13 protein-coding genes are annotated in these 16,331 nt (G+C 36.5%); 4 read left to right on the plus strand and 9 right to left on the minus strand.

The window, feature by feature from the left end:
* Positions 1 to 374: 374 nt before the first annotated feature.
* Complete coding sequence (locus tag MKY37_RS05160; protein WP_340774504.1) at positions 375 to 1,613, plus strand: S-layer homology domain-containing protein; 1,239 nt, start codon at positions 375 to 377, stop codon at positions 1,611 to 1,613.
* Positions 1,614 to 1,630: 17 nt separating this feature from the next.
* Positions 1,631 to 3,886 (plus strand): S-layer homology domain-containing protein, encoded by a 2,256-nt coding sequence (locus tag MKY37_RS05165; RefSeq protein WP_340774507.1) that lies wholly within the window; start codon positions 1,631 to 1,633, stop codon positions 3,884 to 3,886.
* Positions 3,887 to 4,433: 547 nt separating this feature from the next.
* On the opposite strand, the gene MKY37_RS05170 is transcribed toward MKY37_RS05165, so the two are convergent.
* Positions 4,434 to 4,919: a C40 family peptidase gene (locus MKY37_RS05170; RefSeq protein ID WP_340774509.1), complete on the minus strand. Its 486-nt coding sequence runs from the start codon at positions 4,917 to 4,919 to the stop codon at positions 4,434 to 4,436.
* A 392-nt stretch (positions 4,920 to 5,311) separates the two neighbouring features.
* On the opposite strand from MKY37_RS05170, the gene MKY37_RS05175 reads away from it, so the two are divergent.
* Complete coding sequence (locus MKY37_RS05175; protein ID WP_340774512.1) at positions 5,312 to 7,012, plus strand: methyl-accepting chemotaxis protein; 1,701 nt, start codon at positions 5,312 to 5,314, stop codon at positions 7,010 to 7,012.
* A gap of 915 nt (positions 7,013 to 7,927) precedes the next feature.
* Here the strand turns inward: MKY37_RS05175 and gdhA are convergent.
* The 3 genes from gdhA to MKY37_RS05190 all read right to left on the minus strand — a co-directional run bounded on the left by gdhA (position 7,928) and on the right by MKY37_RS05190 (position 12,115).
* A complete protein-coding gene (gene gdhA, locus MKY37_RS05180) occupies positions 7,928 to 9,310 on the minus strand; it encodes an NADP-specific glutamate dehydrogenase (RefSeq protein WP_340774514.1) in 1,383 nt (460 codons plus the stop codon).
* A 319-nt stretch (positions 9,311 to 9,629) separates the two neighbouring features.
* Positions 9,630 to 11,225 (minus strand): M20/M25/M40 family metallo-hydrolase, encoded by a 1,596-nt coding sequence (locus MKY37_RS05185; protein WP_340774516.1) that lies wholly within the window; start codon positions 11,223 to 11,225, stop codon positions 9,630 to 9,632.
* 452 nt (positions 11,226 to 11,677) lie between these two features.
* Positions 11,678 to 12,115, minus strand: coding sequence for a HEAT repeat domain-containing protein (locus tag MKY37_RS05190; protein ID WP_340774519.1), 438 nt, complete (start codon positions 12,113 to 12,115; stop codon positions 11,678 to 11,680).
* Between the two features lie 202 nt (positions 12,116 to 12,317).
* Here MKY37_RS05190 and MKY37_RS05195 point away from each other — a divergent pair, with 202 nt between their 5' ends.
* Positions 12,318 to 12,518 carry a hypothetical protein gene (locus MKY37_RS05195; RefSeq protein ID WP_340774522.1) on the plus strand — a complete coding sequence of 67 codons (201 nt, stop codon included), beginning with the start codon at positions 12,318 to 12,320 and terminating at the stop codon, positions 12,516 to 12,518.
* Positions 12,519 to 12,601: 83 nt separating this feature from the next.
* Here the strand turns inward: MKY37_RS05195 and MKY37_RS05200 are convergent, their stop codons facing one another.
* The 5 genes from MKY37_RS05200 to MKY37_RS05220 form a co-directional block, all read right to left on the minus strand.
* Entirely contained in the window at positions 12,602 to 13,396 is a 795-nt protein-coding gene (locus MKY37_RS05200) for a hypothetical protein (protein ID WP_340774524.1), read from the minus strand.
* Positions 13,397 to 13,460: 64 nt separating this feature from the next.
* Entirely contained in the window at positions 13,461 to 14,174 is a 714-nt protein-coding gene (locus MKY37_RS05205) for a hypothetical protein (protein WP_340774526.1), read from the minus strand.
* 21 nt (positions 14,175 to 14,195) lie between these two features.
* Positions 14,196 to 15,644, minus strand: a complete 1,449-nt coding sequence (locus tag MKY37_RS05210; RefSeq protein ID WP_340774528.1) for a ribonuclease YeeF family protein — start codon at positions 15,642 to 15,644, stop codon at positions 14,196 to 14,198.
* Entirely contained in the window at positions 15,641 to 15,943 is a 303-nt protein-coding gene (locus MKY37_RS05215) for a YwqI/YxiC family protein (RefSeq protein ID WP_340774531.1), read from the minus strand. The genes MKY37_RS05210 and MKY37_RS05215 overlap by 4 nt, the downstream gene beginning before the upstream one ends.
* 21 nt (positions 15,944 to 15,964) lie before the next feature.
* Positions 15,965 to 16,324: a YwqH-like family protein gene (locus tag MKY37_RS05220; RefSeq protein WP_340774532.1), complete on the minus strand. Its 360-nt coding sequence runs from the start codon at positions 16,322 to 16,324 to the stop codon at positions 15,965 to 15,967.
* Positions 16,325 to 16,331 lie beyond the last annotated feature (7 nt).

The raw sequence follows: 16,331 nt of genomic DNA on the forward strand, positions 1-16,331 counted from the left end.
TTTTTGAACAAAAGTGCAAATCGCTGGAGTCTTGACGGATAATCACTTGTATAAAGTTATCCTCTTGCCGTAGATTTTATTATTTACTAAAACATAAATAAACGACATATAGTTACTAAACTATATGTCGATTCAACTTTGACACGAGATGAGGGTTTACAATTAATAAAAAATCAAGCATTAAACGGATATCTACCTATTTAGCAGCCATAGTTTTATCACTAATTCTCTTTAATACAGAGACAAAAGCAAAAGCACCCGATTTTAATGGTGGTGTTCTGAACGAGTATACGTATGAAGAGGCTTTCTTCTTATCAGGGGCTCCTATTAAATTTAGTGGAAAAGCTACTATTTCAGAGCGAACAAGTAAAAACTTGGTTACAACTACATACAAGTTCAATCTATCTAATCCCAATGGGGACAAACTAACTAGAAGCATGTCATACGTTTCGACATTAGAAGCACATTTAGATAAAGGACAAACTACCTCCAATACATCTATAAAAAGCTACTCAGAAAAAGTAATAATTAATGGAGATACTTATACGTTAGATGATTATCAATTCTCTCAAGCATCTGTAATTGATAATCGCCCAGCGAGTGATTACTATTCTGGGAATGTAGTAGGGAGAAAAATATATCTAAAAAAAGCTAAGGGAGCTAAAAACACAGAAACCATTACCGTGTTTCTGAACGGAAGAGATGTTGGCTATAAAAACTTCTGGGGAGCAACGGAGACACAGCTACTAGATTTTGAGATAAATACTAGTAAAGGCACTGCTTATGTAACAAGTAAGGTTTCTGATAGCAAATCACGAACACTTCAATATGAGCCTAATACCCCTTCCTTCTCAAGCTTTGTTGGAGGACATTCTGTTATTAGCTCCAGTAATATGATTTCTGAATACAATTATGATATTCCATTTGCAAAAAGTTACAAAGATTCCAAGGGTGTTATACATCTCAACCAAGTTAATGTCCCAAAAATCGATCGTCTAATTGTGCCGAAGTTTCGTGACTTATCCAATCATTGGGCTAAGAGTGATATAGAGAAGTTATATTCATTAGGTATTTTTGATGAAGCAAGTCAATTTTTCTCTCCCAATACTCCAATGGTGAGATTCCAATTTACAGTAGGCGTGTTAAAGGCTGTTAACTTACGGGTTTTTGAAGAACCTCAAAAGAAAGCAGCTTCGAAAAAGGCAATTTTCGCCGATCTTGATCCTAAACATCCTGATTATCCGTACATTGAAAGTGCTGTGGAAAAAGGAATCATTAATGGAGTTAATCCGAATTCGTTCGGGACTAATCAACCAATTAAACGAGCTCAAGCAGTAGCGATTCTTGTACGAGCTTTAGGTATGGAAGGACGTGCTCCTAGTCCAGGATTCTCTACTAACTACGCTGATGACAAGATTATACCTGCATATGCCAAAGATAGTGTGTATGTTGCAACAGAGCTAGGACTTATTAATGGAGATGGTAAAAACCGTTTCAATCCAAACCAACCTCTTACAAGGGCACAATCTTCGGCAATGATTTCTAGATTTTTAACTTTCTTAGAGTCTGATTTAAAACAAAATTATCGTGATGACATGCTCTTCTTTGACTGATAGAAAGGAACGATTAGATGAAAAAAACTACTTTACGGTCATTACTTCTATTTATTGTTTTGTTTCTAGCAATTCCATTTACACAACAAAGTATAAGTGCTGCTAGTCTATACAAAGATATCAAAAATGATTTTTGGGCATATCCATCGATTGAATGGGCAAGTAAAGCTGGCATAATGCAGGGCTATCCCGACGGAACTTTTGGTCCGCAGAAAGAAATCACAGAATCTCAGTTAGTTTCCGTATTATCCAAATTTGATACGTCTTATAAGGCAATCTCCCCTTATGTGGCTAAGAAAAATGAAGATAGTGCATCTGGATATTATCGATATTTCAAAAGTAAAAATATGCCAGTAAATGGGTATACTAATACAAAAATTAGAGGAAAAGCAGTAACTAGAGGCCAATTTGCACGAATTATCGCTGCTATTGACGGTTATGACCTCACAGAAACCTATGCAGTCCAATATTTGTATACGCAAAATTTATCTACTGGAACGAATGGCAAAAAAACATATGAGGATTTTAAACCTTCGCGCACATTGACCCGTGTGGATGCAACTGTCTTTCTTAATAGAATTGCAAAACGAGGAACTTTCAGTATTAAAGGTCTACGTGGTGCCCCTTCTGGGAAGGACAATGTAGCAAGTGAATTACCTACTGATTTTCCAGATGGAGGAACGATTGTTTTTCCTACACCTAGTACCGAGGAGCCTGCAAAACCACCATCTTCCACTCATGATGCGCGTATTGCAAGTCTGGATATCGAATCCCCTACACTTATCGCAAACGGTGTAGATACGTCATTTATCACAATAATATTAAAGGACTGCTACGGAAATAATATTTCTTACGAAGAATCCATCCCATTTGTAATTACATCCAAGTCTGGAGCGGTTATTACCAATGAAAAAGGTGGAAAGGTTTCTGGTTCCCCTATTCTTTACACGGATGGAGCTGATTTAACTGCAGAGATTACAGCAAAAAAATCAACTAAAACTGTAGTTGACACAATTTCCTTTAAAGTTAGTGACAGCAGAAGCAATGATTTAAACATGTCCTGCTATAGAACACCAGTTAACGTAAATGTTACCTACGTACCACAAGCAGAATTACGTCTAGAGCATGTAGTTGAAAATAATAATAAAGATGGATTAGTAACTATAAAAGCCACTATTGTCCTTCCGGGTGGACAAGTAATTTCTGATTATAAAGGGAAAGTAGTTTTCAATTCATCAGACCTTTCTTTTGCAAATAAAGAAGTAAGCTTTGTGAATGGTGTTGCCCGTACTAGCGTCAATTCTTATGCCTGGGGTGATTCTTCCTGGAGTGCAAGGATTTCTGTGAAGGATCCAAGATACTCAAGCGAACTATCTTCTATTGTAAATAAGACGCATAGTCATCGGATTCAAATCGCTCGTCCACTTACAACAGACTATAGCTGTCCAAGGAATTTTGAGGTTGGATTTATTATAGATTCCTCGGGAAGTATGAAAAGAAGTGACCCTGAACGATTAAGAGTGTCTAAATCGCAAGAGTTCATTTCAGCACTTCATGCTTCTACAAATGTTGGTGCTCATTTTAATTCTAAAGGACATTTCTTAGCGAAGGGTACGGCTAGCTATGTTGGTTCTACCTTTGTAAATGTTGGTCAATCCGGTGGTACTAATATTGCAGATGGATTAGATGTAGCAATTGACAAGTTTTCAAATGATTCTAAACCAAAAATTGCTATTTTATTAACAGACGGAAAATCTAACACTAGTAAAATACTTTCATCACTTCAAAAAGCAAAAGATAAAAATATTAAGATATTCACTATTGGCCTTGGTTCTGTAAATCAATTAAATGAACCTTTGTTGGAACAAATTGCAAATAGTACGGGCGGAAGTTATTATCATGTAGAAAAAAATGTAGACCTATCCGCTACTTATCAATCTATTCTGGATGAAGTCACTTGTGAAACGCATCCACCTGGCTGCTCAAATAATAACCAAGGATTTATCTCGCCGACGATTCAGTCCACACCATCAAACTTTTATATGAATACATTTATTGATATGAGCTGTGGTGATGTGGAGAGAGTTATTGTACGATTCTCCTCTTTAGAAGGGCAAATTGATTATGAACTAATTTATCGGGGACAAAACTATTTTGCTCTTGAAAAAAAATTAGATGAAATTATTGATCTTTCCCTTTTCTCAGAAGGAATGTTTTTAAGCTATGATGCATCTGGCAATCTCGTTGGATCAAAAGTAGTAACAATTAAGTAAGACGAAACTCCATTCAGTGGGTGCCTTATCCACACTGATTGGAGATGGTACCATATTGGGTTTTACAGTGCCTATTAATAGGGATTATTTTTTTCCAATTTATACTGGCTGGGACAGAACCCCAAAACAGCATTTTTCTCTGTGAGAAAAATGCTGTTTTTTTGCTGTGCACAAAATTGATTTCCATTCCAGGGACGCTTTCCACGGGCGTGGACTGAGCCTGTAGACTCAGGTGTCACGCTATTCCCGTAGGAGTCGCCCCTCCATTCCAATCAATTTTATTAAATATCCATTATTAGTAAAGGTTTCTACTTATCCAATAAAATTTCTACTTCTGTCCCAGCCTCTATTCCTTTTGTTATTTATGTTGCAATCTCTTTATACTATGGATTTCATCGCTTCTTTTGTTTTCTCCCTTAGGTAATAACCCGCCCTTCACATGGACTCTTTTAAAGTACAATCACCCCTTTATTTACGGGACATTTTTATATGCTCTCTTATCTAAAAAAACCGTTTCAGCTATGAGCTGAAACGGTTGAATTTAGGATTATTTTTTTGCTACTGTTACCGTCGCTACTCTTTTAGCACCAACGTATTTTTTACCCCAGTAATAAGGATCATTTAATTTATCTACGCGAATACCTTTAGATGTTGAAGCATGGATGAATTTACCGCTACCTATGTACATTCCAACATGTGATACGCCTTTACCAGATGTATTGAAGAAAACTAAGTCCCCCACTGCTAAATTTGATTTATTTACCTTTTTTCCAGAGTTGTACATTCCTGCTGCAGTTCTTGGTAAATAAATTCCTTTACTTTTATATACGTATCCGATATAACCTGAACAATCAAAACCTGCCTTCGTTGTTCCACCATAACGATATTTAATTCCTACTAAACTTTTCGCACTCGATACTATTTCATTGGATGCTACAGTGCTTGCTGCTTCTGTATTTCCTGCAAATGTTCCCGCGGCTAAAACTACAGTTAAACTAAAGATAGTGATGATTTTCTTAAACAATGAAGTCAAAATTTATGTTCCTCCAAGATGTGTATTGAAAAATTCGATTTAATATGTTTTCTGAAAATTTCTCTATACCCATACTATCACCTTTTAAACTAAAGTAACTTTACAATTGTGTAACAATAATATTACAAGCTTTTCGTTATAAACTTACTAAGTCCGACAAATTTAATATCTTAAAGTCCTAATTATTGTTACAAAACCTTTACAACATATTGTTTTCTACAATAATTGGATAACCAAATAACTAAAAACCAAGACTATAGGATATAACTTGGAAGTTAATTAGTCACATATTCGTGTTATTTCTATTTATTAAACTGTATCTTTTTTACCTCTTTTTATGGTATAAATGTGTATATACGTTTTATGTAAAGGTAGACAGGAGAGAATTTATAATGAAAAATACCTTAACAGTGCATTTAGGGATGATTATTGTTGGAATCATCGCTTCTATGCTGTTAATTACTTCGGTGGCTACATACAATACAGCTTATGATGAACTTTATAAGGCAGCGGGTATTGAAGCTTATGGGTGCGCAAATATTACTACCGGATTGATCCAAGCTGATGATGTTAAGAAAATCATTGCAGGAGATACGTCAGCAATCGATAAGGTTGGTGAGCAACTAAATTGGACTACCGCACACAAAGACATATTTGAAACGCAGTATATTATAGATTTAGATGGTAAATTACTCGCTATGGATGACAAGTTAAAGGAAGATGGCTTTAAAGCTGGAGATCAGTTTTATATAGATAAGGAAGCTACTGCTATGTTAGTAGAAATGCAACATCCTACCTATTCAGATGCTTATGAGTTTGCTGGCTTAGAAAGACTTTCTGGCTATGCACCTATTTTTGAAGATCATGATCCTTCTAAAGATATTATAGCTATTAGCGTCATTGATTTTGATGCATCTATCGTTACAGATCGCACCTGGGATGTTGTTAGTGGAGGAATACTTATTAGTCTAATTCCATTGATTTTGGCATCATTAGTTACGTTATTTTTAATAAGAAGAAAAACAAAGCCACTTTCAGCACTTATTGCACACGCTGGTGAAATTGCTAATGGTAATCTAGCTGTCAAGGATACGCATTTCACAAGTAAAGATGAGGTTGGAGATTTAAGTAAAACATTAAATACATTAGCGTCGAACCTACGAGAAATTATAGGAACGATTCAAACAACTTCCGTTCAATTAACTAATAATGTCGAGCACAATTCTATTTCACTAAACGAAATGAAAGACGCAGTGCACCAAGTATCAACTAATATGAGTGAAACTGCCGCATCAGTATCTGATGGAACGATAACAGCTGAGCGTTCCTCCAATATTTTGCAAAGCCTAGCACAAGATTTACAAGTTTCAAAAGACCGTGCAGATACAACTGTCATAAATTCCAAAACAACTATGCACACTGCCGAAGAAGGGTTGACTCGAGCAAGTGAAATTAGTCGTGACATGGATAAAATCAAATCTGCTTCCATTGAAACGAGTGAAACAATAGGACGACTCAATGAGGCAACTACACAAATCCAACAAATTACGAGCTCCATCTCAGCAATAGCTGCTCAAACTAATTTACTAGCACTTAACGCTTCAATTGAGGCAGCTCGCGCAGGTGAGCATGGAAAAGGATTTGCAGTAGTCGCGGAGGAAGTTAGAAAACTAGCCGAGCAGTCGAATACTGAAGTAGAGCAAGTAGAAACAATTATTAAAGACATTACGGAAAGCATTAAGCTAGTAGTAGATTCTACAGAAGAAAGTACGAAGTTAATCGAAACGGGCTCTTCGACTGTACTTCAAACATCTCAGTCATTAAGTGATATTTCTACAGCAGTTGCAAAAACAGTTGAAGAAATATCCATGATTTCAGCTATGTCAACTACAGAAGCAGATAATTCAAAACAAGTCGTATTGTTGATCAATCAGCTTACCGAATCAATAAGAGAGATTGAACAAGTTACTACATCTATTTCAGCAGCAACAGAACAAACGACAGCTTCGATCGATGAGATTGCAAACCGTTCAAACGAAACAAATGATATTGCACATCAATTAAATCAGATCGTAGGTAAATTTAAGCTTTAGTCTAATAGTAAAAAGGAGCAAAAAGATGTCCTGTCCTCTAATGTTAAAACCTGTTTCTATCGTTTTCGAAGGGCTTTGAATAGGCGTTTTGCTATATAATTACCAAGTGAAATTTTAGGAGTGCTGGTTGGTTGTGACGGACGTCACAACCAACCAGCACTCCTTTTTTCGGTAATCTTATGGCGTTTGACTGTCCGTCGCCCTTCAACAACTTTTTGAAACAGGTAAATGCATTTTTGGAAAACTATAGAAAAGACACCTTCCTATTCAGAGAGCAGATGACAGTCTAAGTACGCGACATCGTGGTGCTCCTGCGCAAAGCTCGTCGCAAAATAAAGAAACATTTCGCAACGACTGCCTGACCCGCATCGTGCTGGCCCCGAAGATGCAATTTCGTTCGCTATTTCACTTCTTATAGATCAAGCACTTACTACTTCTCTTTATTTCCACTAGAAAAAAAGTAAATCTACATTCTTAATTTATCATTAACTAATTTCAGCTCTAATTCAGAAGTGATTAAAAATAATTTTATCACTTTCTAAAATTTGAACAATCTTATCATCTAAGCGATAAGCATGCTTAATCTTCTTGTTGGGTACTACTACTTTAATTGATTGTAGTGTAAGGTGGCGACTCCAGCGAGATGAGTGAGCCAGATGAGCCATCACATCGACGCATTGAGCTGTGGTGATGGCTCATCTCTCCCCCCGCGGGGGCTAACAGGATGTTGGTCACGAAGGCGTTGCCACACGATGTGGCGCTCTTAGCCTTTGAACCCCACCCAAAACGAAATCAATATTATTATTCATTCACTCAAGTCCCACGAACTCAGTATTCACGTGACTCTTTTTTATACTTTCTTTTACGACAAAGGAGCAACTCTCTAAGTACCGAGAAGCTGCTCCATTTTTCTTATTAATGAATTCCGTGTGCCACCATTGCTTCTGCCACTTTAAGGAATCCTGCTATATTTGCTCCTATCACTAAATTACCTGGATGTCCGTAGCTTTCTGCGGCATTATAGCAGCTAATGTATATGTTCTTCATAACCTGCTTTAACTTTTCATCTACTTCTTCAACCGTCCACGATAAGCGCATACTATTTTGTGACATCTCCATTGCAGAAACAGCTACTCCACCAGCGTTTGCCGCTTTAGCTGGGGCAAATAATACACCGCTTGCTTGGAAGGCAAGAATGGCATCTTCTGTGCAAGGCATATTAGCACCTTCCCCTATTGCTCGTACCCCATTCTCAATTAACATAATAGCATCGTCTTTTTCCATTTCATTTTGAGTGGCGCAAGGTAAAGCAATGTCACACGCCACCGACCAAATATCCGTACAGCCCTCATGATAGACAGCTTTTGGATGATTCTTTGTATATTCTTTAATTCTTTTACTATCAAATTCTTTTAACTGTTTAATCGTTTCTACATCAATACCCTTAGGATCATAAATGTATCCAGAGGAGTCACTACATGCCAGCACCACTGCACCAAGCTCAATCGCCTTCTCCATAGCGTAGATTGCAACGTTACCGGATCCAGAGACAACTACTTTTTTCCCTTTAAAGCTGTCATTTACTGTCTTTAACATTTCTTCAACAAAATAGACTGTGCCGTAACCTGTAGCCTCTTTACGACCGAGACTCCCTCCATGATTTGGATCTTTTCCAGTAAACACACCAGCCTCATAGCCACCTTTTAAACGATTATACTGGCCGAACATATAACCTATTTCTCTCTTTCCAACTCCAATATCTCCAGCTGGAACATCCATATCAGGCCCAATATATTTACTTAACTCGGTGATAAAACTTTGTGTAAATCGCATAATTTCACGGTCTGACTTTCCTTTTGGATTAAAATCTGATCCACCTTTACCTGCGCCAATCGGCTGTCCCGTCAATGCATTTTTAAATGTCTGCTCGAAGGCAAGAAATTTCATAATACTACTGTTTACCGTCGGATGAAAACGAATTCCACCCTTATAAGGTCCTAAGCTATTATTAAACTGTACTCGAAAACCACGGTTTACCTGAACCTTTCCAGTATCGTCTTCCCATGCAACTCGAAACGTAATAACTCGATCAGGTTCCGTTATGCGTTCTAATATTCCATTATGTATATATTCAGGATGTTTTAGAAATACAGGTCGTAGCGAATCAAAGATCTCACGTGTTGCCTGTAAAAATTCTTTTTCCCCTTGGTTTCTTTCTTTTACTAATTCGAATACTTCGTGGACATAGTCATTTGCTCTACTTTTATGTTCTATATTAGTCCTTGTTGTTATTTCCATTCAATTACTCCTATCGTAAAAAATTATTAGTTTCATTATCTCTAAAAACCGTTAACTATTCAACAGATTAGTAGGCAAAATATTATAAATATACAAAATAGTCTTATAAAATTCATATTTATACGGACAGGGATGATTTACTTTTTTACATAGCCTTCTCTCGCAAGTGAAAGTGGATAATTTTTTCGTTCCGCCAGTAATTCATTATTCAAAGTAACTAAACTGACAGTAACAGCAAGTAACTATAAGTTGAAAGCAAGTATGTTCCTCTCAAGAGCAAGAAAAGACTTCCCATTATAGGAAGTCTGTATCCATATATTTAATACAGGCTCTTAAGCAATGTCTCTAACATTACTGGCATCTCTACAAATGCACTATCTACATGAAGTCGCTCTGTTTTTTGATGCGCATCCTTTCCGAATGGTCCCACGTTCAGAACTGGTCCCTTAAGTTTAGCCATATCTTCAAATGGTATGTTATAGGTGTCACCCCATACAGGCGTATTATTTTCAAAAGCAGTCCAACCTTTACCTTCATCTTCATAGTTCACATAACTTAAATCGCAAATTCCATTGAAATAATGGATTTGATCAATTTTATTATTAAACGTTAATCCTGATTGCTTCATCAATTCCACCGCATCTCTAATCAATGGATCATTGGAGGTATTAACTGCTGGGTAGAAAGGTGGTGCGAAAAGGATAACTGTTGCTGGTGCTAATTCCTGACATTGAATCATTAGGTCATCTACAATACGAAGTGACTTTTCTCGGTCATCCCATTCTTCGTTTTCTAGTGTTTGTTTTTTAAGTTGTTCCACTTGGTCCGTTCCTAGTTTTTTATTTGCATATGCTAGTAGGTCTTCATAGCGGATAACTTTTACTTCCCCTACGCCCGTTACCTGCTCACGCTCACAAATCATAGAATAATTTTCGTTCAATTCATGCATTGCCTCTTCTGCAACTTGCTCAAACAAATTCATCACTTCCGAAGCAGTACGCTTCAGTAAAAACACATTATATAAGGCAACAGCACGATACGGTGTTTGCGTAGAATAAGACAGTTTCAAATCCTTTTGCTGTAATGAAACTGGTAAAGGCGTACTTTCTCCTAGATCCGTCTCACGGAATGAGTCATTCCATTCCATTCGTTGCGTTAAGAAGGATGCAATATAATTAGCTGTCATGCCTTTCATAGGTTCTCCCACATGCGTTTCCTTCCCGTAAAACAATGCTGCAGGCATGATTTTACCGATTGTACCGGTATAAATGTACTCTGCAATATCAGTAGGGTTTTGAGAAAATGATGGCTCGCTATTTAAAAATAGCTTATAAGTTAATCCGAACTCTTCACGAATACGCACTAGGTGAGTGACCGCAGCACGCATACCAGCTGAATTGACTTCTTCATCCGGAACAGTTGTCAAAATAAGATTGATCGGCCATTGCTCAACACTCGCTTTTTCTATCAGCTGCATATGTAACGCAAGCCCCATTTTCATATCCATTGTTCCGCGGCCAAACAAATACTTACCAGTTTCCAAATCAGTACGAGCACCTTCTGGCAATTCTTCGGGGTTCTCCATTAACTTTTTTGTTAACTCCTCTGGAAAATAAGCAAGCGGCTCCAAAACACCGTACTCCTCCGTCTGAACTGTATCAAAATGACTGATCAGTACAACCGTTTCTGTCGCTTCCGGGTGTTTATACAATGCAGTCACTACTTGTCTACCAAGCCCTGCATCATGCATCTGTAATAGACTCGGATGATCTTGAAAATAACTTAATTCTCTAAGCTTCTGCACTAATTTAGGAGCAAACGCTCGCTCCCCCTCAGTTAATGTAATACTATCCCAGCTAACCAATTCGCATAACAAAGCACGTAGTCTCTCAGGTGTATCCCATAATTTACTCATAATTGTTTCTCTCCAATCCCAACATCCTATAAAGTCTCTATTTAAAATATAGGTGCTCCCCTATAAACTGTCAATCTATTTTGAATTTTTATTAATATTACTTATTTATTTTAAAACTTCTTATTAATTAATTCTTGATTCTATCAAGGCATGTCAAACATTATAGAAGTCTGGCTGATAAATTTGTACCGACAGCTCTTATACTAACTTGCTTATAGTTTATTCCATAAAACGGAAAATTATAGCACCGAAAATTTCGGTACCACATAAACCATTCCAACTACCACTTACTTCTTCTTAACTACCACATTAACTCTTCCAACTACCACATAAATCCCTTAACCAACACTTAAAAGTTTCCGGTTGCATCAGAAACCATATATTAATAAGGAAAACTTACTTTATTAAAAAAAAAAAGCAATTGTCCATGATGACAATTGCTTTTTTGTTTATTATTTTAAGTTAGACCATTCTTTTTCTAGCCAAGTTTTGAATTCGTCGCCTTTGTCACCTTCATACGTATCATATACGTCGATGCGCATTCTTTTTAATTTTGTTAAAAATTCTTCAAAAGTATGATCCTTAGGTAAGCTTTTCTTAACACGAACAAACACTTTGTTTGCTCCTTTTACTAATTCAAACTTTTTACGCTTCGGTAACTGAGCTTCTTCCCCAAAATCTAATAAACTTTGGAAAGCAGCCTCTTGTACTTTATAAACCGGATCATTCGCAAGGCGTGTTCTTAAAATGTCCTTCACTTGATTATGATTGTACATTCCTAATTCAACTACTGCGTCATAACGTGCTTTCCAGCTTGCAGTACGATTTGCAGCTTTCTTTAGTTCCTCGTAATTCGCTGGTAATTCATTTTTTATAGTTTTGTTTCCCATATGATTCAAACTCCTTTATATTCTCTAATTCAGTATTTTCAGCATCCCTTCATTATATACTACTTAAGTCGTATCACCTAATTTATTTCTATTAGAAGGACTTCCTCATTAAGTCTCATAAACTATATACCCAATAAAACTATTTTCTATCTATTAACCTTTATCAGGACGAGTGATATACTTCGTTAAAGGAGGGAGAATTTTGCGTAAAGCTGGTGAATTGAAAAAGTATAAATTTCACCTAAAGTTTAAAGGTGGTAATAATCTGATATTCGAAACGAATACAGATATCCGAACAGCTGAAAGGAATAAAGTTAATGGTGGGCTATTTGTAGATACCGAAAACAATTATACGATCAACCTAGCGCAATTGGAAAGTTTAAATGTCAAAATACTTCATTGAAAATACATAAGAATTACAATCTAACAGACATCAAGCACTCTATTCGACTGTACGAAAAAAGTGCTTGATGTCTCTACTTTTATTTATTTAATCGTTACTTTCTTATCCTGTATCCTTACTAAAACCTCTAAAATCTCCGAAACAATGTCCACATTTGTACTTTGTTTTCCTTCCAATAATTCCTGATTGTTCTTCTGAATCATTTGGAAAGTCCAATTATTATTCGGTGATGTCAAAACATGCATACCTTCGATAACCCAATTGGAATCCTCTTTGAAAAATACCATTAACCGATTATTATGTATCATACTTTTTAATGCAGCATCCAATTGACTACTGACCCTTTTCCAGTTTTCACCTGAATTGATAGCTTCCAAGCTGTACACATCTGTCACTGTTCTCGCTTTTACCCACGAATTATATGCAGCAGTAGATATAAAGATAGTTTCACCTGCACTGGCAGATTGACTTTCTACACCTACAAGCATACGGGGGTAAATGACATTATTCCATACATGATCCGGAGTTCCATGCACGTATAACGTATATTCACCTTCTTCGTTCTCTTTGCATTCCACTACATGGTCTTTACTAAAATAAAAATAACTTTTCTGACGTCCGTCTTTTAATATTTCCACAACCATATTAGTACGCGACATGATCCATAGAGCATTTCCAAATTTTTCTTCTAATTTTATTTCCTTATTTACTAGATCAATAAGATTAAGCTTATGAAGTTTTTTATAGGTTTTCTCCCACTCTCTTTCCATTTCATACTTTGTTAAATGTTCGAAGGGATTAGAAAAACCTATTAAAGTTTTCGTATTTAACGTTTGCATCATGACAAAAATATCCTGAACTGTAAATGTTGGAATCATTATTTTCCCTTCTTTCTTTTTTCTTTTGGAATTTTCCTTTAATTAAATAGAACTCAAAAATCGATTATTTTTTCTTTTTCTTCCGTTTCGTATACCTCTCACTCTTTGGCAATCCAAATTCAGGGAACCGCTGTTTCACTAAATCCATATTTTTATTAATAAAGAAATATCGATGAATGTTAATCGAAAAAAAAGCAGTACAAAGAGATAGTATTGATATCCCAACTATCATCAAAATATTTACAGCTGAATCTGAGTAGATAAAGGATAGAATAATTTGACCGATAATGTAAGAACTACCACCAATAGCTGTCCAGACTACAGGTATAGTTCTTTTTTGTTGTAATTTATAATATGTTCCACTGTATAGTGCTTTCCAGTTCAACCAATTGATTCCTCCCAATAAGAGGATAAACAAAACTAAATTAATGACAAAAGGAGCGCTCCCTTTCCATTCCATGTTTACATATATTAATTTCAAAATGACTAAGAAAAATACATAAGTATTCACGACTCCGTATATACCAAAGAATAAGTAATACGATTTCTCGTATTTATATGGATCAATCAGATAAACAATTGCCCATACTTGAATAATTATGATTGGTATAATTGCAGCTAGGAAAAAAGGGAAAGAGAACGGTACTCCTAATATTGGTATCATTCCAACTACATATAACAGTATTAGGAAATACCCAATAATACCACTTCTGTTTTCCTGGGGTGATTCAAGATTTAAATACGATAATTTTATATTATTTCTTCTCTTCTCTTCCACTTTAATTTTAATCTCTCCTATCTATTTAAACCAAGACGATACAGAATCGATTAATCCTTTTGTTCCTATCTTAATTGCATCACCTATTGAATCATCACGTCCATCGTTATTAACATCCATAATTTTAAACTCACTTAACGCAGCTGTTACAACTACACCAACCACTAATCCTACTGCTGCTCCAGCTACTACTCCAACAGGCCCTCCTAGTGCACCTGCTGCAGCACCCGTTTTTGCACCTAACCATGCTGATGCAGCCATAGAAGCTCCAGCTATTGCAACATCTCCAGTTACATTACCAGCTATTTGACTTGCCGACTCTTCATTTTGTACACCATGTACAATATCTCCACCCACTGTCGCAAATATGCCGACATATCCTAGCTTATTAGTAGACCATCGGAATGTCGATTTAACATTGGACGCTCCGTTAACTCGTTTCCAAATTTTCTCATAGTTTGTTGCATTGGTCCCACTATATGTTTTTTTATTGGCTCCAATCAATTCTGGATGAGTTAGCTTAACTACTGGTCTAGGAACACCTTTTACTTCTTTTTTAGTAAGTGTGATACCAAACCCTTTGGAAGCCAATCTTACATCCTTATATGTTGCATTCCCCGCTGCAGCAAATCCGACAAAATTGGCAGCAGCATTTATAGGCTTGTTTTCCCAATCATTAATATCTAGCCCGACAGTAGTCATTATACCTTCCCATAAACTCTTCTCTGTATAGGCAGGGGCAGATACTTCCACATCATTCTGTTCTACTCGTGGATCTGCAGCAAGCATGTCTATTTGGTGCTGCATATAAAATTGACCAATCGGCGTCGCATCCTGCACATAATTCCAATCCTCTGCTGGGAAGTTAACATCCGTTAATCCCTCTTCCATTAAATATTCAATATCTGTTAGCCAGACTTCCATATTTAAAATGGCAGCTTCTATTAGAAGTAGTGCATTTGTTTGAGTCAAATCGAATTCATTTAGATCAGTAATCGTATTATCTCTTGAGGTTCTAGCACTAGTTACACCTTCCTGCACACCACTGTCATCTAAATGCGGCAACGCTACTATGTCGGTAACAGAATCCATAATACTATTGGATTCATCCGTTAAATTAGTCGTTACTTGGGAAATTTCCGTCAATCCTTCTTCTACTTCTCCTTCTAAATAAGCCTGGCGAATATAGCCATTGGCATCTGGCTCTAAACTATCCAGTGCAGAATTCATCGTAGTAAGGGTTGTATTAAATATGGATTTAAACGTCAAAAAGAAATGTAGAAAAGGTAAATGGCAATCATTATAAAATGATCTTATTGCATTTCCACCCTCCCCTTTAAGCGTTTCCTCCATAGCCACTAAGCCTTGAACTGCAGCTTGAATGGCATTGATTTCCCCTTCAAGGCGAGTAAGCATATTAATATTACGCCCTAGACCATCATGAAATGGTTGTACGTCTAGTATTTTCATCGTGACACCACCCCTGTTCCATCAATGGTACACTGCATAGCTGCTGATATTTTTTGATCGGACTCTTCCATAAAGTCTATTGAAGCAGATGTAGTTTGAATATTTTTGGATGATAATGTTTGATATTTGACTAATAATTGGTCCAATTTTACGGATAATTCATTGAACTTTGTAACGACATCTAGTATATTACCCGTAATAGGCGGCTCTGCTTTTGGGTTTAGCAGGTCAACCGCACCAGTCATTTCTCCAAGTTGATTTTCCACATCAGCATATACGATTTTAACTTCCGTAGACATAACGTTTCTCCCCCTTGCAAGTTAGTTTGCTTTCTCTTGACGCCTGCGTTCTTGCTCCGCTAAAATATTGGCGATCGTTTGTTCAATAGATGCTATTTCAGTATTCAATTCACTTATTCTCGTAGAGATTGCACTAAATACATTAGAAAATTGACTTCCGGATATATCCACATAGCTAGTATGAATTCCTGATTCTCGAATATCGTCAAACTTATCTCCATGAGTTCCCTGCCAAGTAGTGGCAGTTAGCTCTGGCTCTAAACACTTATGTTCATTTGTATTAAATTCGGATTGCTTTCCTTGCAAGGAAGACTGGCATGCAGTTAATCTTTGCAAGTCATCCTTCTTTTTAGCTAGTAAAGCATAATAATATCCTGGCATATATATT

Origin of the sequence: Psychrobacillus sp. FSL K6-2836 (assembly GCF_038003085.1) — a bacterium.
Lineage (GTDB): Bacteria > Bacillota > Bacilli > Bacillales_A > Planococcaceae > Psychrobacillus.